Origin of the sequence: Glutamicibacter arilaitensis Re117, assembly GCF_000197735.1 — a bacterium.
In the GTDB taxonomy this organism is placed as follows: domain Bacteria; phylum Actinomycetota; class Actinomycetes; order Actinomycetales; family Micrococcaceae; genus Glutamicibacter; species Glutamicibacter arilaitensis.
Genome location: NC_014550.1, coordinates 1710706 through 1732430 on the forward strand (window position 1 = coordinate 1710706; position 21725 = coordinate 1732430).

The 21725-nt window shown below is 57.2% G+C and carries 13 protein-coding genes and 5 pseudogenes; 8 read left to right on the plus strand and 10 right to left on the minus strand.

The features are described from left to right. Positions 1–8: 8 nt before the first annotated feature. The 3 genes and pseudogenes from AARI_RS08210 to AARI_RS08220 form a co-directional block, all read left to right on the plus strand. Complete coding sequence (locus AARI_RS08210) at positions 9–1397, plus strand: glycosyltransferase (protein WP_081461126.1); 1389 nt, start codon at positions 9–11, stop codon at positions 1395–1397. 619 nt (positions 1398–2016) lie between these two features. After that, complete coding sequence (locus AARI_RS08215) at positions 2017–3324, plus strand: ISL3-like element ISAar23 family transposase (protein WP_013347623.1); 1308 nt, start codon at positions 2017–2019, stop codon at positions 3322–3324. A gap of 133 nt (positions 3325–3457) precedes the next feature. Beyond that, positions 3458–4414 (plus strand): annotated as a pseudogene (locus AARI_RS08220) (IS1380-like element ISAar32 family transposase); the annotation flags it as partial. 33 nt (positions 4415–4447) lie between these two features. On the opposite strand, the pseudogene AARI_RS19240 reads toward AARI_RS08220, so the two are convergent. Further along, positions 4448–4759, minus strand: a pseudogene (locus AARI_RS19240) (transposase); the annotation flags it as partial. A 107-nt stretch (positions 4760–4866) separates the two neighbouring features. Between AARI_RS19240 and AARI_RS08225 the strand changes: the two are divergent. Beyond that, complete coding sequence (locus AARI_RS08225; RefSeq protein ID WP_013348847.1) at positions 4867–6144, plus strand: ISL3-like element ISAar14 family transposase; 1278 nt, start codon at positions 4867–4869, stop codon at positions 6142–6144. A gap of 12 nt (positions 6145–6156) precedes the next feature. Here the strand turns inward: AARI_RS08225 and AARI_RS08230 are convergent. Next, a pseudogene (locus tag AARI_RS08230) lies at positions 6157–7149 on the minus strand (ISL3 family transposase); the annotation flags it as partial. Positions 7150–7256: 107 nt separating this feature from the next. Between AARI_RS08230 and AARI_RS08235 the strand changes: the two are divergent. Then, positions 7257–7742, plus strand: a pseudogene (locus AARI_RS08235) (transposase); the annotation flags it as partial. A 229-nt stretch (positions 7743–7971) separates the two neighbouring features. Next, a complete protein-coding gene (locus tag AARI_RS08240) occupies positions 7972–9171 on the plus strand; it encodes an IS4-like element ISAar21 family transposase (protein ID WP_013348844.1) in 1200 nt (399 codons plus the stop codon). Positions 9172–9328: 157 nt separating this feature from the next. Here AARI_RS08240 and AARI_RS08245 read toward each other — a convergent pair whose 3' ends face one another. The 4 genes from AARI_RS08245 to AARI_RS18585 form a co-directional block, all read right to left on the minus strand. Then, positions 9329–11041 (minus strand): AMP-binding protein, encoded by a 1713-nt coding sequence (locus tag AARI_RS08245; RefSeq protein WP_013348848.1) that lies wholly within the window; start codon positions 11039–11041, stop codon positions 9329–9331. Between the two features lie 237 nt (positions 11042–11278). Beyond that, positions 11279–12985 carry an AMP-binding protein gene (locus AARI_RS08250; RefSeq protein WP_013348849.1) on the minus strand — a complete coding sequence of 569 codons (1707 nt, stop codon included), beginning with the start codon at positions 12983–12985 and terminating at the stop codon, positions 11279–11281. Between the two features lie 202 nt (positions 12986–13187). Further along, positions 13188–14255, minus strand: coding sequence for a thermonuclease family protein (locus tag AARI_RS18580; RefSeq protein WP_013348850.1), 1068 nt, complete (start codon positions 14253–14255; stop codon positions 13188–13190). Between the two features lie 255 nt (positions 14256–14510). After that, complete coding sequence (locus AARI_RS18585; RefSeq protein ID WP_013348851.1) at positions 14511–15569, minus strand: thermonuclease family protein; 1059 nt, start codon at positions 15567–15569, stop codon at positions 14511–14513. 207 nt (positions 15570–15776) lie between these two features. Between AARI_RS18585 and AARI_RS08265 the strand changes: the two genes are divergently transcribed. Beyond that, positions 15777–16646, plus strand: a complete 870-nt coding sequence (locus tag AARI_RS08265; RefSeq protein ID WP_013348852.1) for a VOC family protein — start codon at positions 15777–15779, stop codon at positions 16644–16646. A 107-nt stretch (positions 16647–16753) separates the two neighbouring features. On the opposite strand, the gene AARI_RS20270 is transcribed toward AARI_RS08265, so the two are convergent. The 3 genes and pseudogenes from AARI_RS20270 to AARI_RS20415 form a co-directional block, all read right to left on the minus strand. Further along, the gene (locus tag AARI_RS20270) at positions 16754–17527 is read right to left on the minus strand and encodes a CatB-related O-acetyltransferase (RefSeq protein ID WP_013348853.1); all 774 of its coding nucleotides are present in this window, start codon (positions 17525–17527) and stop codon (positions 16754–16756) included. A 79-nt stretch (positions 17528–17606) separates the two neighbouring features. Continuing rightward, a complete protein-coding gene (locus tag AARI_RS08275) occupies positions 17607–19415 on the minus strand; it encodes a glycosyltransferase (RefSeq protein ID WP_013348854.1) in 1809 nt (602 codons plus the stop codon). Between the two features lie 280 nt (positions 19416–19695). After that, positions 19696–20037, minus strand: a pseudogene (locus AARI_RS20415) (DUF3237 family protein). Positions 20038–20267: 230 nt separating this feature from the next. Between AARI_RS20415 and AARI_RS20275 the strand changes: the two are divergent. Next, entirely contained in the window at positions 20268–20396 is a 129-nt protein-coding gene (locus AARI_RS20275) for a hypothetical protein (RefSeq protein WP_013348855.1), read from the plus strand. Positions 20397–20518: 122 nt separating this feature from the next. On the opposite strand, the gene AARI_RS08285 is transcribed toward AARI_RS20275, so the two are convergent. Next, positions 20519–21529 (minus strand): ABC transporter substrate-binding protein, encoded by a 1011-nt coding sequence (locus AARI_RS08285; protein WP_013348856.1) that lies wholly within the window; start codon positions 21527–21529, stop codon positions 20519–20521. Between the last annotated feature and the right edge of the window lie 196 nt (positions 21530–21725).

Sequence of the window (21725 nt, forward strand, 5' to 3'; positions counted from 1 at the left end):
TTGGCTGAATGTCACGACGTTCGTTCATGATCACTTGGATAATTGACGAGAAATTCGGGGGATTGACGACTGCGTGCTTGCAACGTGCTAGTAGCTTCGCAAAGAAAGATGGCAAGTCGAATGTTGTAACATTCGCTTATACGCAACACCTCAATTCTACGGTTGAGCGATTGCGCGGAATCGGGCTAATTGCTTCTGGTGTGAAGGTTCATAACTTGTATTCCGACTATGCCTCCAGAGTCTCGCACCCGCCGGTGAAGAAGCTGGCCGCAAAGGCGGAAGGCATGAAATGGTCTGTGGAGCCAGTAGAGTCCCAGGTTAATGATGCCGGGATCTTCAAGCATGTGTATGCGCACACGGACGATTCCGCTTCCTCGAGGATCATCTATTCTCGACCGGATGGCTCCAAGTTCATGTCTGATGCGAAATTCGTGGTTGGTGGTGAATCAAAACGAGAAATCGCGATATTCAACGGGGCAGGTGAGGTCCTCAAGAAGTTCTCATCCGCCTCATCGCTGTACCGACATTGGCTGACTGAAATTGTCGGATATGAAGAGTCGATCGCTGTATTCGACAGCAGCTTTGTAGCCTCAATGATGGGACCATGGCGTGCGCCGAAGACAACCAAAATGTTTGTCTTTCATTCGTCACATGTTGTGGCCGGTGCTGAACCGGAAACGGGTCCAGTGGTACCAAAGCATCAAAAAATTGCAGCAAACGCCGATAATTGGGATGTTTTCGTATTCCTCACTCGGCAACAGGCTGATGATTTCAACGCGCGCTTTGGCCACGAATCTAAGTCTGTAGTTATCCCGAACATCATCAAGAGTTCCTCGCTCAAGAAATTCTCTCGTCGTAATGACCCTAGGCAAATCATTTCAGTGGGAAGCCTCGACAGCAGAAAACAAGTAGATCATGCTATTCGCGCAGTCCATGAACTAAAAGAATTGGGGGTCGACTGCAAGCTCACAATCGTTGGAAAGGGCCAAAAGCAGCAAGAGTTGCAATCCTTGGCAAAGGAACTCGGATTATCTGACCGTATTGAGTTTGCAGGGCACGTAGATGACGTACCGCGGCGACTTGCAAATAGTGGGATCTTGTTATTCACAAGCAAGCTGGAGGGCCAGGGGTTGGTTCTCTTGGAGGCGCAATTCCATGGCTGTGTGCCTATTTCGTATGACGTTCGATATGGCCCAGCGTCTGTGATCGATAGCGGTGTTAACGGGCTGCTCGTTGGACCCAACGATATTCACGCATTGTCGTCGCACGTTGCGTCACTGATTGATAATCCGAAGGAATACAAGCGGCTTTCCAAGCAGGCCCACTCATCGGCCAAGCGTTACGCTCGGCAAGACTTGACCAATCTTTGGATCAAGGCGGCAAAAAACGCAAGGTAGCCGACAGTTCGTGAGCTTAACAGCGACGGATAGCTAATTTCGCTGAGAATACCTCTCGCGCCACTTTACCTTTGGCCATTGACTGCGGGACGAATCTCACTGGAGATCGGTGGATTGAGTACCGCACGCGTTGTAGCCGAAGAAACGCATTCCTTCAGTTATGACAGCCCTTTTCCCTACCGAAATATCACCGCGGGAACGAAGGCGGGAAGGATTCCGTCGCGTTGCCGCGAAGAGAAGAACAGAAGCTCAAATCAAGGCCGACCTGCGCCTCTCTGAAGCAAGGTGTTTATCTAACCACCTAAGTTGAGCACCTAAATAAATCTGGGAAAGTGTTGTCAAATTGTAACAACACTAATCAGAGCGCAATTACCTTCCCGTTGGTGCGCAGGTTGATGTTTCCTTGGGAATATACTTAAGTTTGAAATTCATTGAAGCCTAGAAGGTTTCACTATCAACGGGAATCAAATGGCACTGTTTAACCGGCTCTTCAGAATTGAGAGTGTAGCCACCTAAACCCAACACCCCGGATCCCGGGCATGTCGTCAATGCATTAAAAAGTCGAGGCCTTCCAGAAGAATGGAAGTTACCACACTAACCATTTCTAGAGACCTCGACTGTGCACCATTCTATCTATACCCCCGCAAATCTCACGACTTTCACCAACCTTGACGGACTGGGACTCACCGCCATCGGGCAGCGCCTCACGCCGAAGAAAGCTGAGATCCTCTGCCAAGTGACCAACCCTGACCCATGGTGCCAAACGTGCGGAACGCCCGGAAATCCACGCGATACCGTCACCCGGCGCCTGGCCCACGAACCGTTCGGATGGCGGCCCACCGTCCTGGTGATCAAGCACCGCCGCTACCGCTGCAACCACTGCCAACGAGTCTGGCGTGAAGACCTCAGCCAAGCGGTAGCGCCACGACAGAAAATCAGCCGGACCGGGCTACGCTGGGCTTTGGCCGGGCTAGTCACCCAGCACCTGTCAGTCTCACGGATTGCCGAAGGGCTCGGTGTCACCTGGAATACCGCCAACGAAGCAGTGCTGGCCGAAGGCCAGCGCCTGCTGATAGATGACCCAACCCGGTTCAACGGAGTCAAAGTGTTGGGAGTTGATGAGCACGTGTGGCGGCATACCAAAAGTGGAGACAAGTACGTGACGGTCATTGTTGACCTCACCCCGGTGAAGGCTGGCACTGGCACCGCACGATTGCTCGACATGATTCCCGGACGTTCCAAGGCCGTGTTCAAGACCTGGCTTGCTGAACGCGGTGAAGCATGGAAAAACAATGTTGAGGTGGTCGCGATGGACGGGTTCACCGGCTTCAAAAGCGCTGCTGCTGAGGAACTGCCCCAAGCCGTAGAAGTCTTGGACCCTTTTCATGTGGTCAAGCTCGGCTCCGAGGCGTTGGACCAGGCCAGACAACGAGTTCAGCGTGAACAATATGGGCGGCGTGGCCGGAAAGATGATCCGCTGTATAAGTGCCGGCGTACGCTGACTACAGGTTTATCGCTGGCCACAGAGAAACAGAAACAGCGCGTTGAAGACCTGTTCAACGTTGCGAAGCACGAGCCTGTGCAATTGGTCTGGAGCGTTTACCAGAGGATGGTTGATGCCTACCGGCAGAAGAAGCCCGAGATCGGGAAGTGGGCCATGGAACAACTGATCAACGAGATCGGTACCAAAGTGCCGAAGGGTTTACCGGAGTTGAAGAAACTCGGTGGTACGCTGCGCAGGCGGAAACCGGATATCCTCGCGTATTTTGATCACATTGGCAGTTCCAATGGGCCTACTGAAGCACTCAATGGGCGGTTGGAGCACCTGCGGGGTATCGCTTTGGGGTTCACGAATTTGACGCACTATATCGCACGGTCATTGTTGGAAACCGGTGGCTTTAGATCGCGTTTACACCCTGAATCCTGAAGAGCCGTTTAACCCGGGTATTTCATGAAGGCCGGTAGTCATTAACTGACTTAAAAGATGAAAAGGTGACCTGAACTGGGAAAATGGGAGTGTCTAATCTTCCAAAATACCCGTTCAAAGGATCACCTTTTCAGTGAACCATTCTACCCACGTTTTCCCTGCTCTCTCGACCCAACTCACCGGCCAGTCCCTGGTCTCTCATGCAGGGTTGTCGGTGCTGACCAGTTTCCTGAATGCCTTGGACTTCCGCAGCCTCTGCGAGGACCGGTTCAGCCAGTTCGTGCCAGCCACCGCTACCCACCGTCCAGGCAAGATCCTCGGAGCACTGGCTCTATCGTTGGCGGCCGGCGGTGAACAAGCCACAGATATTGACCAGCTACGCACCGCACCAGAACTCTTCGGCTCCGTAGCGTCGGATGCCACGGTCAGCCGATTCATGGGCCGGATCAAAGAACAGCCAGAAGCTTTCTCCTACGGGTTCGCCACCATGACCCGGCGCCTGCGCTCCAAAGTCTGGAATGCGGCCGGGCCGCGGAATCCCGCCCGGCTGGCTACGGCAGCCAATCCGCTGATTATCGACATAGATGCGTCGCTAGTGCATGTCCATTCCGAGAAAGAATCCAGCGCTGGGACGTATAAAGGCGGGTACGGTTTTTCACCGATGATCGCCATGGCCGACTACGGCAAAGCCCACGGCACCGGCGAAGTCCTCGCCGTGCAATTGCGCCCGGGAAACCGGGGCGCGAACTCCGCCACCTCGCATATCGAGGTGCTCGGCCAAGCGCTGGCTCAGTTGCCTGATGATTTCTATGACGAGCACGGGAACCTTCGTGGTGAGAAGATCCTGGCCCGTACCGACAGTGCTGGGTCGTCCAGGGATTTTTTGCACCACCTGCATTCTCTGGGGCTCCAATTCTCCACGTCGTATTCGCTGCCGGTTCTCAAGGAGCGGTTCATCCGGTGGATCGATCAGAAGAAGTACTGGGAACCAGCCCTGGACGCTAACGGAGATCAGCGTGATGATGCATGGGTGATTGATGCAACGAACGTCTTGGAGTTGAGGCAATACCCGCCTGGAACTCGGATTTACCGGCTCTTCGAGTTTAAGCGTGGTGCAGGATGTTCAGCACGGTCGGAGGCCCGCCGTGTATAACAATATCCGAACACGGTAATGCGCATGATTCCGATAACCCCGCCCTATCCGCTTCAAGTTCTTCGCCGTCAGATTCGCCGCCTCACTCCGAGCATTCGTCAACCGCGTACGAATGAACACCAGCAACTCGCGCCTCCACGCAGTGAGCGTCCGGAACAACGACTTCGCTTCCACCATTTTCGTTGCCTTCACCGATTTCTCCAGCACCGCCCACCTCGATTGAAACTCATGGATATCCCGCGTTTTCAGCAGCTCCCGCACGTGTTCCTTAATCCCATAAATCGGCTCTTCAAGTTTTAGCGTGGTGAGCCCGAAAAATAAGTAAGGCCCGCAGTCCTCTGCGAAAATGGATGTTGTCTAGACAAACCATCAGCAAGGAACTACGAGCCGTGTTTAAGGATACCGGTGGAAACGACGCTGCGTCGATTCTTCTCAACCTCACTGACTACCGCGTCATCGACGCAACCCAAGAACCAGCCGGACGACAAGTCCTTATCGAGCCCAAAGCCACAGAGGCAGCCTGTCCAACTTGTGGGGTGATCACCACCCGCATCCACGCCAGACCAGTGCACCGGGTCAAAGACCTCCCAACCGGTGGCAACGACATTAAGGTCCTGGTGCGCAAACGCCGGATGGCCTGCCAAGAGACCGCCTGCGAACGCCGCTCGTTCGTGCAAACCACCGAACAGCTACCGTTGAGGGCCCGGATCACCACCAGGCTCTCTCAAAAGCTCGTGGACGAGATGAGCTGCGAACTGCGAGCCGTGTCCAGGGTCGCTTCTGCGTACCAAGTTTCCTGGCCAACCGTGATGGCACGGCTGAACTTTGAAGGTGAGCTCGCCGGTGACATTGACCGGATGTTCATCGGCAGGCTCGGTATTGATGAGCACCGTTTTCGTAAGGTCCGCTACGCCCGAGGTAGCAGCGGGAAAGTAGTCAGGATTGAGCCGTGGTCCATAGTCTTCACTGATCTGGATACTGGGAAGATCCTCGATATCGTGGACGGACGGCGAGGTGCTGCGGTGAAGAAGTGGTTGAAGTCCCGGCCACGGTACTGGCGTCAACGAGTGCAGTACGTGGCCATTGATATGTCTGCTGAGTTCCGAAAAGCGGTGCGGGAGAACCTGCCCAAGGCAAAGATCAGCGTGGACCATTTTCACGTCATCGCGCGCGCGAATCTCATGATCACCCAGGTGCGCCGGCGCCGTTCCCATGAAGTCCATGAACGCCGAGGCAGAGTGGCTGATCCGGCCTACAAGTATCGGAAGCTATTGACCTGCAATTTGGAGAACTTGTCGATCAAGCAAGTTGAACGGCTGAAACTGATCCTTGAAGCAGATCCTGAGCTGGGCGTGATTTATGGGATTAAGGAACACGTGCGGGAGCTGTTGAAAACCAGGGATATCCATGATTTTCAATCGAGGTGGGCGGTGCTGGAGAAATCGGTGAAGGCAACGAAAATGGTGGAAGCGAAGTCGTTGTTCCGGACGCTGACTGCGTGGAGGCGCGAGTTGCTGGTGTTCATTCGTACGCGGTTGACGAATGCTCGGAGCGAGGCGGCGAACCTGACGGCGAAGAACTTGAAACGGATCGGTCGGGGTTATCGGAATCATGGTCATTACCGGGTCAGGATATTGTTATACACGGCGGGCCTCCGGCCGTGCTGAGCATCCTGCACCACGCTTAAAATCGAAGAGCCCATAAATCACGCCCAGCTCAGGATCTGATTCAAGGATCAGTTTCAGCCGTTCAACTTGCTTGATCGACAAGTTCTCCAAATTGCAGGTCAATAGCTTCCGATACTTGTAGGCCGGATCAGCGGCCCTTCCTCGGCGCTGGAGCACCTCGTGGGAGCGACGCCGGCGCACCTGGGTGATCATGAGATTCGCGCGCGCGATGACGTGAAAATGGTCCACGCTGATCTTTGCCTTGGGCAGGTTCTCCCGCACCGCTTTGCGGAACTCAGCAGACATGTCAATGGCCACGTACTGTACTCGTTGACGCCAGTACCGTGGCCGGGACTTCAACCACTTCTTCACCGCAGCACCTCGCCGTCCGTACACGATATCGAGGATCTTCCCAGTATCCAGATCAGTGAAGACTATGGACCACGGCTCAATCCTGACTACTTTCCCGCTGCTGCCTCGGGCGTAGCGGACCTTACGAAAACGGTGCTCATCAATACCGAGCCTGCCGATGAACATCCGGTCAATGTCACCGGTGAGCTCACCTTCAATGTTCAGCCGTGCCATCACGGTTGGCCAAGAAACTTGGTACGCAGAAGCGACCCTGGACACGGCTCGCAGTTCGCAGCTCATCTCGTCCACGAGCTTTTGAGAGAGCCTGGTGGTGATCCGGGCCCTCAACGGTAGCTGTTCGGTGGTTTGCACGAACGAGCGGCGTTCGCACGCGGTCTCTTGGCAGGCCATCCGGCGTTTGCGCACCAGGACCTTAATGTCGTTGCCACCGGTTGGGAGGTCTTTGACCCGGTGCACTGGTCTGGAGTGGATGCGGGTGGTGATCACCCCACAAGTTGGACAGGCTGCCTCTGTGGCTTTGGGCTCGATAAGGACTTGTCGTCCGGCTGGTTCTTGGGTTGCGTCGATGACGCGGTAGTCGTTGAGGTTGAGAAGAATCGACGCAGCGTCGTTTCCACCGGTATCCTTAAACACGGCTCGTAGTTCCTTGCTGATGGTTTGTCTAGACAACATCCATTTTCGCAGAGGACTGCGGGCCTTACTTATTTTTCGGGCTCACCACGCTAAAACTTGAAGAGCCGATTTACCTGCGTGCTGAGCCCTTGCATCCGGGGGCGAAAGCGAACTTGTTCGACACGGACGGGAACCGAGTCACCGCGTTCTTGACCAATGCGCCGCGGTTCAACGTCGCGTTCCTCGATGCCCGGCATCGGGCGCGGGGCAGGTGCGAAAACAGGATCAAGACGTTGAAGAATGCGGGGTTGGGCAAGCTGCCGTATTGGTCTTTCGCAGCGAACCAGGCGTGGGCGGACTTGGCGATGTTCGCGGTGAATTTGGTGTCTTGGCTTCAACTTGCTGCGCTACCTGGCGGGCATGAGGCCGGCTGCTGGGATTTGAAGCGGTGGCGGTACCGGCTATTTTCAATGGCCGGGAAAGTCGTCACCGGCGGCCGGCAACGCCGGCTGCTGATCGCCGAGAAGGCGCCTGAAGCGCAGCTGTTATGCCAGTTGCAGAAGGGTATCGGTGAGTCATTCCAGCGGTGGCGGCACGGCGAGCTGGCCGCCTGAACTGGTGATTGTTCTGTTGTTTATTTGGTTTCGAAAGGCCAATTCAGTCCAGATAAGTGGAGCCTGGCACCCAGCGCTGGTGTTTCGGCGCTCTTTGGCGTGGGCGGAATCAGTAACGGCCGCCGGGAATCCTGGGTATCGGATTTCGGTGGCCGTCAGAGACCTCATGAAAAATCTGGGTTAAACGCAATACCGTTTACTTAGTGCATTCATGTGTTAATCTGCTCCCATGGCACGCAGCGGATGGATGAAACCCGTAGAACCAACACGACTTTCGGACCACGTCTCCTTAGGCGTACTAGCGAAGGTTTTCCCGCCTTCGCTGGTCAACGAGGTGGTCACCAAAGTCGGCGCCGGCGAGCAGCGCTCACGCCTGCTGCCCGCGTGGATGATGGTCTACTACGTGATGGCCCTGGCCTTGCATGCTGCAGCTTCCTACGAGGAGGTCATGCGCAACCTGCTCGGCGGTCTGCAATGGATTTCCCACCGTACTAGCGAATGGAGCATGCCTACCAAAGCAGCCATTTTCAAGGCCCGTACCCGTCTGGGCGCACCGGTGATGATCGAGCTGTTCGACCAGGCAGCCAAGCCCTTCGGGCTTCAAACCCCACGGGGGTTCCTGGCCGGGTTGCGCCTGGTCAGTGTGGACGGGACGACCATGGACCTTGCTGATACGCCCGCCAACGAGCGGGCCTACGGACGACCGGGAACGAACACCGAATTCAAGAGCGCTTTCCCTCAAGCACGACTCCTGGGACTGGTGGAATGCTCCACGCACGCCATTATCGGCGCGGTGACCGGGCCTTACACTACCGCGGAAAACGACATGTATCCCGGGCTGCACCACAAGCTGGATTCGAGCATGCTTCTGATGGCTGACCGCGGTTTCTTCAGCTACCGATCTTTCAAGGACAGTGCCGCAACCGGAGCCCAATTGCTCTGGCGGGTGCGCGGAAACATGGTCCTTCCCGTGCATGAGGAATTCGAAGACGGCTCGTACCTTTCTGCCGTCTACGAAGGGACCAAGGAACGCCGGAACAACGTGGATCCCATCCGCGTGCGTGTGGTGGAATACGCGGTCGGTGACGGAGAGAAGACCAGTGAATTCCGGTTGCTCACCACAATCTTGGATCCCGGTATCGCCTCGGCGCGCGAGCTGGCCGAGGCTTATGCGAAGCGATGGGAGATTGAGTTGTGCTTCAAGGAAATGAAAACCCATCAGCGCGGGCCTTCGGTGGTGCTGCGGTCGAAAACCCCTGAGGGCGTCCTTCAGGAAATCTATGGGTACCTTTGCGCTCACTATGCGCTGCGCACGTTGATTGGCGAGGTAGCTGCAGAGTTTGACGAGGATCCGTTGCGGATCTCATTCACCCGTACGTTACGGGCCGCCCGGCGTTCGATGGCCACGCGGCCCGGTTTTTACCCCTGAAAATCTGCGGACATCATTTGCCGCGTTCTGTTCAGAACTTCTTCACGAGCTATTACCCGAGCGTCGAGACCGGGTCAATCCACGTGTGGTGAAGCGGGAGATGTCTGGCTGGCTGGTGAAGAAAGTCCCGAAACCCGTTAAGTAAACGGTATTGCCGCTAGCCCAGACTCTTCAACTCCGGAAAATCCGTGTCCCGGTATTCGCCGCTGGGCTTGGCGCCTTTGGCCTGCTGCTCTTCCTCGGCCAGGCGAAGTTCCACACGGCGGATCTTGCCGGAAATGGTCTTCGGGAGCTGGGAAAATTCGAGACGGCGGATCCGTTTGTAAGGGGCCAGCTGCTCACGGCAGAACCCGAGGATGTCCTTGGCAACCGCCGCTGAAGGCTCGACATTCGCGGCCAGCACCACAAATGCCTTGGGTACCGAGAGCTTGAGCGGATCCGGTGATGGAACCACCGCTACTTCGGCAACCGCTGGATGCTCCAGCACGACCGATTCCAGCTCGAAGGGGCTGAGCTTGTAATCGCTGGATTTGAAGACGTCATCGGCTCGGCCCACATAGGTCAAGACGCCTTCTTCATCGCGCTCGGCAATATCGCCAGTGTGGTAGACCCCGCCCCTCAGGGCTTCCTCGGTCTTCTGCGGATCGGCAAAGTAGCCTTTCATCAAGCCGGCAGGCTTGGGATCCAATCGCAAGCAGATCTCGCCGACTTCAGCCAGTTCTCCGGTGGTCGGATTGCGCAGCTCCACCACATAGCCTGGCATCGGGCGGCCCATTGCACCGACTTTCACCTCGGTGCCCGGGGAGTTGGCGATCTGCACCGTAGTCTCGGTCTGGCCGTAGCCATCGCGAATCACCTGGCCCCACGCCGTGCGCACCTGGTCAATGACCTCGGCATTCAACGGCTCTCCGGCCGAGACCAGCTTGCGCGGGGGAGTCTTCAGTGCGCTCAGGTCTGCCTGGATCAGGTAGCGCCAAACCGTAGGCGGTGCGCAGAAGCTGGTGACGTTCTCGGTGTCCATCTGATTCATCAGGGCCAGCGGATCAAAGCGATCATAGTTGTAAACGAAAACGGTGGCTTCAGCGATCCACGGACCGAAGAAATTGGACCATGCGTGCTTGCCCCAGCCGGGGGAAGCGACGTTCAAATGAACATCTCCGGGCTCCAAGCCGATCCAGAACATGGTTGCCAGGTGGCCGATGGTGTACGAGGTGTGGGTGTGCTGGACCAGTTTTGCCAACGACGTGGTGCCCGAGGTGAAGTAGAGCAGCATGTTTTCATCGGCCAGCGTTGGGCTCTGAAGGCTGAATTCAGCTGGCGCATCGAAGGACTTGGCGTAGTCCAAGGTGTGCTCGGTTGCCTCGCCGCGTACCTGGACAATCCGGTAGTCTCCTGGCACGGTGTCGAATTTGGCGACGTGTTCATGGCTGGTGATCACCCAGTTCGCGTTGCCGCGCTCAATGCGGTCGGCAAGGTCTGCGCTGACCAGCTGGGTGGTGGAAGGGATGATCACCGCTGCCAGCTTCATGCCCGCGAGCATCAATTCCCACAGGGCCACCTCGTTGCCGAGCATCAGGATGATCGTGTCCCCGCGTTGCAGTCCTTCGTCGGAAAGCCAGCGGGCCACTTGGGTAGAACGGTGCGAGAGCTGCGCCCAGCTGTAGCGAGCTGTACTGCCATCTGGTTCGGTGAGGATCAATGCTGGCTGATCAGCCCGCTTTGGGTCCTTGGCTACGGCATCAAACCAGTCATAGGCGAAGTTGAAATCGGTGAATTCCGGCCAAGTGAACTCTGCCCGTGCCCGGTCGTAGTCATCGCGTGCTGCCAGCAGCAGATCGCGTGCGGCCCGGAACTTATCGGTATTGCTCATTGGAGTCCTTTGCAAGCGGGGCATCGGTGCCCAATAGAATTCGTCGGTCGTCAGTATCCAAATATACTTCAGTGACCAATTTAGACGAATTGTTGCGACATCATGCGCACCATTGTGGATTAATGTCTCCAATATTGTCGTGAATCAGATACAGCGCCGGTCAGAATGCTGAAAATAACCGCTTAGGGCCAGTTCCCGGTATCGCCACCTGCACAGCGGCGATACCAGGATGGCGGCTCAGTTCATTAGGTTCGGGAAATCGGTGTCCTTATATTCGGTTCCTGCCGGGGCGCTTCCGCCATGGCGTTGCTCTTCTGCTTGGCGCAGCTCCACACGGCGGATCTTGCCCGAGATCGTCTTGGGCAAATCCGCGAATTCGATCCGGCGCACGCGCTTGAAAGCCGAGAGATGCTCGCGGCAATAAGCCAAAATCGATTCGGCCAATTCCGGGCCCGGCTCATAACCGCCAGAAGCAACAATGTAGGCCTTGGGAACGGTGAGTCGCAGTTCATCCGGTGCCGGAACCACTGCCGCTTCAGCGACCCCTGGGTGCTCGATCAATACCGATTCGAGTTCGAAAGGGCTGATCTTGTAGTCACTGGATTTGAACACGTCATCGGCTCGGCCCACATAGGTCAGCACGCCGCGTTCGTCCCGTTCAGCGATATCTCCGGTGTGGTAGACCCCGTCGCGGAAGACTTCGTTGGTCTTTTCCTCGTTTTCGAAATACCGCTTCATCAGACCCAGCGGGCGCTGGGCGGTGACCAGGCAAATTTCACCCAGATCTCCTTCTTCTCCGGTGGCTGGATCGCGCAGCACGATCTCATAGCCTGGCATGGGGCGCCCCATCGCACCGATAGTGATCTGCTCGCCCGGAGGATTGGCGATCTGCACGGTGGTTTCGGTTTGCCCGAATCCATCGCGGATCACTTGGCCCCAAGCTTTATTGACCTGGTCAATGACTTCGGCGTTCAGTGGTTCGCCGGCCGAGACGAGCTTCTGCGGCGGATTCTTCAGTTCGCTCAGATCCGCTTGGATGAGCAGGCGCCACACGGTGGGTGGTGCGCAGAAGCTGGTGACATGCCGGGCATCCATCTGGTTCATCAGGGCTGCCGGGTCAAAGCGTTTGTAGTTGTAGATGAATACCGTGGCTTCGGCGATCCATGGGGTGAAGAAATTGGACCAAGCGTGTTTCGCCCAGCCCGGCGAAGCGACATTCAAATGGATATCGCCGGGTTCCAGCCCAATCCAGAACATCGTGCTCAAGTGCCCTACCGGGTACGAGGTGTGGGTGTGCTCCACCAGCTTGGCTTTCGAGGTGGTGCCGGAGGTGAAGTAGCGCAGCAAGGTTTCATCGGCACGGGTGGGGGAGTCTAGCGAAAATTCAGCTTCGGCGTGTGCACTCTGGGCGTAATCGAGAATGCCCGGTGCAGGCTGACCGCCAATTTGGATCAGCGTGTAGGTTCCGGGTACCGATTCGAATTTGGGGATCTCGCTTTCATTGGTGATCACCCACTGGATATGTCCGCGTTCAATGCGGTCTCGAAGATCGGTGGGTGTCAGCTGCGTGGTGCACGGAACCAGCACCGCACCCAGCTTGATCCCTGCCAGCATTGATTCCCATAGTTCCACTTGGTTGCCCAGCATGATGGCGATGGAATCCCCGCGTTTTACCCCCTGGTCGCTAAGCCAGCGGGCGATTTGCGTGGACCTGCGCGAAAGCTGCGCCCAAGTGCGCTGTGTTGAACTGCCATCCAGCTCGGCAATGATCAGCGCGGGTTGATCGCGGCGTTGCGGATCCTTGGCCACGTGATCAAACCAGTCGAATCCGAAGTTGAATTCGCTGAATTCTGGCCAGGTGAACTCTGCGCGAGCCCGAGTGTAATCCTCACGCAGTTCCAGAAGCCGGTCGCGGGCTGCTCTGAATTCTTCGGTAACGCTCACAAGTAACCTTCCGTAGCTTTGGGTAAGCCACCAAAACCCATGGTGAGGTGGATCACTAGCCAATATACTTGGAAGTCCTAGTTCGTGGAAGAGCTTGCTTCGCTTCAGGTCGTAGATGCCAGAACGCGCCCCGCATGGTGATGAACCGTGCAGGGCGCGCACTGTGCTTGGCCATCCTGCGGCCCCTAATGGAGCGAGTGAACTAGCCGCAAGGTTTCCAGGTTTTGCCACCCGGGGCATAGCAACGCGGGCCGGTGTAATTCTTAGGCACGGAAGGCCTCTTCGGTTCGATGCGTCGAGGCGTCGTCGTCCGTGGCTGAGGCGTGCTCCGGCGCTCTGCCGCCCGACGTTCGGTTGCCCGACGCTCGGCAGCTTGCTGGGCAGCCTGCCGCTCAGCGGCTTCTTGAGCTTCTCGCTTGGCCTTTTTCTCTGCCTCGCGTTTGGCCTTTGCCTCAGCTTCCTTCTTCTTTCTCTCTTTTCCTTCCTTGACTAGTTCGCGGTGCCGCTCAGAATGCTGGCCTTCCAGGTCCTGGGCCTTCTGCACCGAGCTGTCTAGCTTGCTCAGTGCGTTGGGGAACTTCTTTGCCAGCAGGGCATAGGTCACCGGGTGGGTGTCCGGCGTCAGGGACTTCAAGCTCTTGCTGACCAGCAGTCCTGCGGCCGCGGCGGCTGCCGCATCTGCCGCCATTGACTCGGCTTCTTCGACAGTTGTTGCTGCTTCGCTTGGCACTTGGTCGAGCTCTGTGAGTGCGTTGCCAACTTGTGAAGGGATTGCGCATGAAACTTCGGGGCTGAAGAGCCCGCTTGTTTGGGCTTCGGCTTCGAGCTGGCCGGCCAGAACCTCGTCGTAGAACTTGGTGTTCGGCTCGTACTTCACTGCGATGCCCAGTCCGGCCGCTGCGATAGACCGATTGATGAATTCGTCGTCTTTGTAGACGGCCGCCAAGGTGCGCCCATATCGGTCTTCCCGTTCGACGTCATACTGCAACTCGACCTTATCGCCGGGCTGGAGCAACGATTCCAGGTGTTCGGAGGCCTCTGGCCCGAGGCACTCAACGGCCTTGCTGGGGTCGACCGTTTCAGGAGTATCGATATTCAGCAGGCGCACGCGCGTCTGGGTGCCGGCTATGGTCATGTCTACGGTATCGCCGTCGATGACCCGAGTGATGACTCCATGCTTGTCTGACTTATAGGTCGTCGCGTAGACAGCACCTCCGGTGATCAGTGAACCGGTAAGGGCAATAGAAATCCATGCACTTGATTTCTTCAATTCTGGATCCTTGTAGTGCGAGTGATTTTCCCACGAGTGGCTCGTGGGAATGTGGTGACGTATTCAAGGTACCCATTTATGTTGAAGATACGAATTTATCGTCCCGTATGACTTAGTCGAGAGTGCAATAGGTGCTTGCACCTCAGTGCTATCCATCGCTCTGGGTGCTAATGCATGGCTGGAAGTAGGGCTTGTGGGCGTGGAAACTGTTCTCGCGCGGCCATTGGGGCAGGATGGGTGAAGGTCGGGTTGTGACTAGCAGTTTTTGCTTGATTGCCCGTTGGGCGCTTCACAATTGGCCCTTGGGTTCACTCGCGAGCCGAGGTGCTCGCGCGAAGGCTTCTGCTCTAAGGGGTTGTCATTCACAGGCTTGCGGTTAGGGTTGACGCGCTTGGGCTGATTCTCCGGCTGGCTCTGTTTCTTGCTTTTCCGCGGAGAATTGGTGTGGGACTTTTTGGGCCTTGGTTCTTCGGCCTTTGATTCCTCCGGGAGCTGCGTCGGTGACTGCTTGCCAGCTGCTTTCCTCCCGGCATTTACTTTCTTGCTGGGGGTGGCAACTTGCTGTTCGTGCTGGATTTCCAGGTCGGCGGTTTGTTCAATGGTCTCGGCTAGATCCTCCAGGGCTGGTGCCAAGGAATCTTCGGCGAGCGCCGCACTGACTAATTGTTCTTTTCGATCTTGAGCTTGCAATGCATCAGCCGCGGCGCGGCCTGCAGCTGCCTGCTGTGCGCGTGCATCTGCTTGCTCAACAGTCTGGCCCAATTCAACGGGTACGGAATGCATTGCCTTCATCGCGTCATTGATCTGAGCGGGGATGGTGCAGGCGATCTTCGTGCTGAACAGCCCGCGCTCAGCGGATTCGGCTTCCCGCTGGGCTTGGCTCACCTGTTCGTGGAACTTGGTGTTCGGATCGAACTTGATAGCGATACCGAATCCCTGTGCGGCAATTTCGCTATTGATGAGCTGATCGGCTTTATAGACCACTGCGAGCGTCTGGCCCTCATGATCTGTGCGCTGAGCATCGTGTTCGAGGGTGACTTTTTGCCCTGCTGGCAGTGTGCGCTCAAGGAATTCGGCCGCTTCTGGACCGAGGCACTCAGCGCTTCGCTGTGGTTGCTTAGTCTGGGGTGTGGCGACATTCAGCAGCTGGCTTCGTGTTTTGGCGCCAGAGACCATGATGTCCACGGTGTCGCCATCAATAACCGGGATAACCGTTCCGCGATGCTCTGAAGCGCTGCTGCTGGTAAAGGCCGTTGCGCCGACAGCCATCGCGCCTGCGACGAGGAGGCTGACTCCGATGGCCTTCTTGGTCATTGCTGCATATCCCTTGGTGCGCGAGCGGTGAGACCCCGGGCTTGTCCTGAGGGGTTGGTTGTACCTTCAGGCTATCTAGATGGAGTGAGGTTTCCAAACCAAGGGCATTGTGAGCGGCTAAACACACTTGATTGCTTGAAGCATCAAGTAAATTACGGTAAGCTGATAATCAATAAGCAATCGAGGTACTTGGGAAAGGAACTTGCCATGACACTTCTGCAGCAAGACAAACTAGCGGCCACCACCCACATGAACGCCGTCCAGCTCAAGGTTGGCGATATGAAGACCATGAGCGAGTACTACCAGAAGGCCTTGGGCCTTGAGATTCTTGACGAATCTGCTGCCGGTATCCGCCTGGGTCGTGGAACTCAGGAACTGGTCAACCTGCGCAACGCGCCGGGACTGAAGGTGCCATCGCGCAATGAGGCAGGCCTTTTCCACACCGCATTGCTCTTCGACACGAAAGCCGACCTGGCGGCCACGGTGCTCTCGGCAGCCCAGTTTGATCAGACCCGCTTCGTAGGCAGTTCCGATCACCTGGTATCCGAAGCCTTCTACTTCACCGACCCTGAAGGCAACGGCATCGAGCTGTACTGGGACCGCCCGCGCGACACCTGGAACTGGAACGATGGCCAGGTTGCCATGGACACCGTCTACTTGGATCCAAACCAGTTCCTCAACACCCATTTGACTGAGCGGGCCATTGCCCAGCAGCGCAACGCAGCTGCAGATGTCGGACACGTGCACCTGCAGGTGGGAAATGTGGCAACCGCCCGCAAGTTCTATGTGGACACTCTGGGATTTGATGAAACCACCACGCTGGGCGAACAAGCACTGTTCGTCTCGGCTGGCGGCTACCACCACCATATGGCCATGAACGTATGGAACTCGGCCGGAGCAGGACCGCGCAAGGACACCTTGGGGCTGGGCGAAGTGCTGATCAACGTTCCAAGCGAAGAAGAGGTAGGCAAGCTGGCCGAACGCCTGAACTTCGCGAAGGTGGGCAACCACCACACCGGAGCCGAGCTTCGATTCAAGGACCCGTGGAATAACGAACTGCGCGTCGCCGTGGGCTAAGTCCCAAGCGGCCCAGAACTCCGATGCCCCAGGGAGCTCGCCGATCCGGCGAGCGCCCTGGGGCATTGCGCGTATTCAGGAGGCATTAGCCGCGGTAGCTTCGGTGCTTAGGCCTGCAGGTGCTCGGCGATGTGCTTGGCAGTGAGCGGTTGCGTTTGGAATGGCTGCAAATTACCCGCGGCCGCTTGGCCAATGACCTGTTGGGCGAAGATGGCCGGGTTAGCGACATCCAGATGGGTCAAGTCCTTCGGTGCATACTGCCACCACTGCGAAGACTGCAGTGCTTGTACTACCTCGGTTTCGAAGCGGTCGCGGATCTTCTTCGCTGGCAAACCTCCAACAACGGTGTAGGCCGGTACATCCTTGGACACCACGGAGTTCGAGGCGATCACGGCCCCATCGCCAATGGTGGCTCCGTGGCCCAAGGTGACTTTTTCACCAATCCACACGTCATTGCCGATGCTGATGTTCCCCGGCTTGTAGCTGAAGTCCGCTGCGTTCAGCTCGACCCCGTGATCAGCGCTGTAGGTCTGCATCAGCAGCCGCTGGTTATAGAACACCGGACTGGTCGAGGCCCACTCCAGCGGGTGCTTGGCACCCATCACTTTCATCCCCTTGGCAATGGAAGTGAAGCGCCCAACGGTAATGGTCTTATTGAGCTTTGAATGCGTATAGGAGAAAGCTCCCATGCGGGGCAGGGCGGTTCCGCTGGTTCCCCAAAAGGTAGTGTAGGGATCCAGTGCGAGGTCCGGTTCGTAGCTGATCCACGCATCAGGATCGTAATTGGTACCGGTTTTCTCAAAGTCCTCCATGCCTGGAACTGTCATGAGAATCCGGTGGCTGATGAGCAATGGGCGCAATTGGGACATCTGAATTCGCATGGAAATCAGCCTATGTTGCACAACTTGGAGAAACTTAGGGGTCTGCCGTATTGCCGCTGTGCGCTCCTTGCTCCTTTGATTAGCCCCTGCGGTTGAAGGAGAGGTTCTTATGCTTGGTGAAGTACGGCAGGATCTTCGACTCGGGCAGTCCCAAGCGCTTGAGCTGCATGGCTTTGCCAATGCGCAGTCGCAGGTTCATATCCACCGCGGCATCTTGTTCCTGGGTTTCGCCCAAGAGTGATGGTTCCAGGTCAAAGGCTGCGAGCTGTTCATCCACGCTGGAAGCGGCCACGCTCGCGATTTCCTCAGTGCTCCGGCGGTTGATGAAGACCAGCTCAAAGATTGCCGGCTCTGGCAGGTCTTCGAGTTGCGCCTGATGTTCCACCCGAACATGCAACCGCTGTCCGTCAAGGAAATCAACGCCGCGCAGTTTGGCTTCAAAGTGCGGGACGCGGTTCTTCGCGCCAAGGTTTTTGAGCATCTTGGTCAGTGACAAGGTTTCTTCCCAACGTGAGACGAGATCGCGAGATTGGTACTCGCTGGCAAAGGTGCGGGCGTTTTCTGATAGCTCGGCGGCCAGGATTGGATCATCCATTAGCGACTGGACCCGATCAGCCATAGCCTGGATATCGCCATGGGGGACGAGGAAGCCATTATGGCCATCGATGATGCTATCCGAAGGTCCGAAGTTGATGTCGAAGGACACCGGGATGCATCCTTGGGCCTGGGCTTCGAGGATGACCAGAGCCTGGCCCTCATTGGTCGAGGTGAACAATTGGGCCGTGCAAGAAGCGAAGTGCCGTGGCAGCTGGTCGGAGTAGCCGTGGAACACCACATGCGCTCCCAGCTCAAGCTCATCAACTTTTTGAACCAGAGCCTCGGATTGGTTGCCCTCGCCTACTATGTGCAGGGTCGGCTGCTTGCCGCGGCGTACCAGCTCGGCAATGACCTCCAGCGCGGCGGCGACATTCTTATTCGGGGTCAGCGAACCGGCGGCAATCAGATTCAGCGGACTGCGCTGCGGTACCGGGGGCTGTACCGCCGGAGCGTTGAGTGGGTTGGGAATGACAAAGGTCGAGTCGGTTTCACCGAAGCGGTCAACATAAGCCTTGCGCTGGGCACGGGTCAGGAAGACGAACCCATCCCAGGTTGAACGTTCAGCGATGATAGGCCCGTGGCCCTTGGACAGGTGGCCGCTGGCAAGATCCTGCCCCTTGGCCACGTGGACGCTGTGGAATGCGAAGATCTTGGGTACATGTATCGGCGTCCACGAGGCAAGCAGCTTCGCAGTGAATTTGCTGTCGACCACTACGAGGGAATCCGGGTGGTCCACGATCTGCGTCAGCCAGTGGCGGTAGAAAGCCGCAGCGCTGGGAAAGCGCGCCACCAGTATGCCGCTGCGGTCAAAAGCCTCCACGATGCGCCGGGGTTTCGTATCCTCGAAGCTGGTATCGGTTAGGAATACCGTGCCGTCGCCGCGGTAGTAGGTCATCCGGGTGATCTGCTCATCTGGCCCAGCCGTGCTGTGCTCGCAGAAAAGGGTGCCATTGTCACCGGGAAGGTAAACCTGTTCAGTGCCGGTGAAGTCTTGGTGCTCCGGTTCGCTTGCCGGCTCAGGAATGCTGGCTTGCGGATCCAGTTCATGCTCCGCCAAGAACGCATAGGGGTTCAGTACGTGCACCTTGGGGGACAGCTTGCCGCGCTGCACCAACTCAGCGGCGATCTGGTCCAACTGCGGGCTAGGAGGGAAAGTCACTACCGCAGCTGAACCATAGCGTTCGGCGAAAGCGGCCGCGCGCTGGATGCACACGGTGGTCATGCCACCGAATTCGCGTTCCAGCTTCCATGTCACCATATAGGCGTTGAGGTGCTGCTGCGTGCTGTCCACAGTGAAGATTCCTTAGGTTGAACACGGGGAAGTTAGTTTCGCTTCAAGAAGTGGTAATACCGACTCCCACCAAAAGGGTACCGGCTGAAGCTAGGCAGGGGCTGGGCGTGGGCCGTTGTGTTGCTCTCAACTCGCTTTATGATGCCGGTTCTTGATCCAAGGCAAAGAATTCGAGCAGCACGCTATCTGGCAGGCGCCGGCCGGTACCGATAAACACCTTGTGGTTGACCCATGCGAAATCGCTGTCCACCGGTGCGGTACTACGTGGGGAGAAGCAGAATTAGATGTTCTGCGCCGGAACTTCTTCTCCGCCCACCAGCTTGGCCAGATCCCGGGCCGAGCCGGTGCGCAGAGCCTGGTTAGCGGCAAAGAGGCGCGTACCATCTTCCCGCTCCAAGATATACATCGCTTTCAAGTACGCTGTCGTGCCCAGCGGGTAGAGCTGGACGTCCGCCCCTGCAATCAATACTTTGCCGGTGAATCATTCACCCAGCACGGTGCCACCGGTAATCGGCACCACCCTGCGCTCGCCAACAATGGTGGTTCCGATGCTGATCGCTTCGCCAACCTGAACCGTGACGGAAGCAAAGAAGGACAGTGTTGGCGGTTGCAGTGCATTCATGGTCCTGTTTCCTTGCTCCTCGATGCTCTTGTTGTGCTCAGTCCAGGACTCGCCGCAAAAGCAGCGCACGGCAACCACACGTCCACTTCCACCATCTTGGTGAGATGCCGGCGGGAATAGGTGCGCTGCACCTTGCTCTTCTGCGCAAAACTTCCTATGGTTCAGGTTATGGGGTACTTTCCCCAAATTTGTTGGAGGCCGTTAGCGTCTCCGGTAAAGGACGGCACGTTATGTCGAGCAAATCCCCACGTAAGGGCGAAGCGAAAAAACCTGGCAAGAGCATCAAGGAGAAGCGCGCTGAGAAGCGGCTGAAGCACGCAGAGAGCGTTATCGAGCCAGTGCGCAAGACTGCCAGATAACCACAGATTGACACCGGCCCCCGATTATTGAGGGCCGGATAACGAGTTCGAGTCCCTGACCTACGGCGAATTACGCCGGGTCAGGGACTCGAACTCGTTTAATGAGGTTTTTCGAGCTCAGCCTATGGCAGCTGCGCGTCCACCTCGAAGTGCTCTGCTACCTGGGTGATGACCTCGTTGGCGCCCTGCAACGACACCGAGGAAAGGAATACGGAGTCATCGACCTGCATGACTTCGCCTTCCAGCTTTTCCCACAACGGGTTGGAGGTGAACTTCTGTTCCTGCGCGCGCGAGGCATCGCCTTCGGCTCCCTCGGGAGCCCACGTGGACTGGAAAATCACTTCGGCGTCAGCCTTGAGGATTTCCTCGGGTGACAGCGGCACGAAGATGGACTCGGTGGTGTCCGGCGCATCCTTTGGGCGCGGGATTTTCATGTCGACCATGATCTCACCGATAAAGGAATCGGTGGCGTACAAGCGGGCGGTGTCCTCGCCAGCGAAGCGAAGCAGGGAGTAGGTGGTTTCCGGCTTCGTTTCCAGGATTTCCTTGCCCACCGCTGCGGCGCGGGCTTCATAGCTGGCTACCGCCTCTTCAGCTGCTTCCTTCTTGCCCAGCGCTTCGCCGAGCAGCACCACGTTCTCCTTCCAAGTCGGTCCGGTGGACTCCGAGAAGATGGTCGGTGCGATTTTGTTCAGCTGGTCGTACATGGCGCCCTGGCGCACATCGGCGGAGATGATCACGTCCGGCTCGGCGGCCAGCAGCTTTTCCAGGTCCGGCTCGGTGATGGTGCCGACGTTTACGGCCTCATCGGTGAACTTAGAGGTATCTCCGAGATATTCGGGGAACGGGTTAGTGCCCTTGCGGTATTCGGTGTAGGCCACCAGTTCGGCGCCCAGCAGGATGGTGGCATCCACGTAGGAAGGGTCCAGTGCGGCCACACGCAGCGGGCGCTGGGCCAGCTCGGTGGTGCCGCGGAAATGCTTGATGCTGGCCGGGAAGTTGGCATCTTCCTGTGCAGAAGTGCCGGCGGATGGCGCCGGCTCAGTGCTTGGAGCCGAGCTTGCGCAGGAGGCCAGGGCCAACGAGGCCGCGGCTAAGGCGGCGGTGAGGGCGAGGATGCGAGGCGATTGCATGCGAGTGCTTTCCGTGAAGACGATTTACTATTTATCGCGCGATGTAATTTTGCTCGACCTATTTAGGTAAGGGTAAGCTGAGTGCGCGAGAAGAACACTAGCACGGATTCTGCCACCGAGGTCAAGTCCCTGCGACATAAACGATTCGCATCATCCGCACGCACCCGCCGCACACCTCGCGGACCGAGAAAGGCCC

Coding starts and splice junctions, on each gene's coding strand:
- AARI_RS08210 (WP_081461126.1), top strand. CDS start 9: ATGTCACGACGTTCGTTCATGATCACTTGGATAATTGACGAGAAATTC.
- AARI_RS08240 (WP_013348844.1), top strand. CDS start 7,972: ATGGCACGCAGCGGATGGATGAAACCCGTAGAACCAACACGACTTTCG.
- AARI_RS08245 (WP_013348848.1), bottom strand. CDS start 11,041: ATGAGCAATACCGATAAGTTCCGGGCCGCACGCGATCTGCTGCTGGCA.
- AARI_RS18585 (WP_013348851.1), bottom strand. CDS start 15,569: ATGACCAAGAAGGCCATCGGAGTCAGCCTCCTCGTCGCAGGCGCGATG.
- AARI_RS08265 (WP_013348852.1), top strand. CDS start 15,777: ATGACACTTCTGCAGCAAGACAAACTAGCGGCCACCACCCACATGAAC.
- AARI_RS20270 (WP_013348853.1), bottom strand. CDS start 17,527: ATGCGAATTCAGATGTCCCAATTGCGCCCATTGCTCATCAGCCACCGG.
- AARI_RS20275 (WP_013348855.1), top strand. CDS start 20,268: ATGTCGAGCAAATCCCCACGTAAGGGCGAAGCGAAAAAACCTGGCAAG.
- AARI_RS08285 (WP_013348856.1), bottom strand. CDS start 21,529: ATGCAATCGCCTCGCATCCTCGCCCTCACCGCCGCCTTAGCCGCGGCC.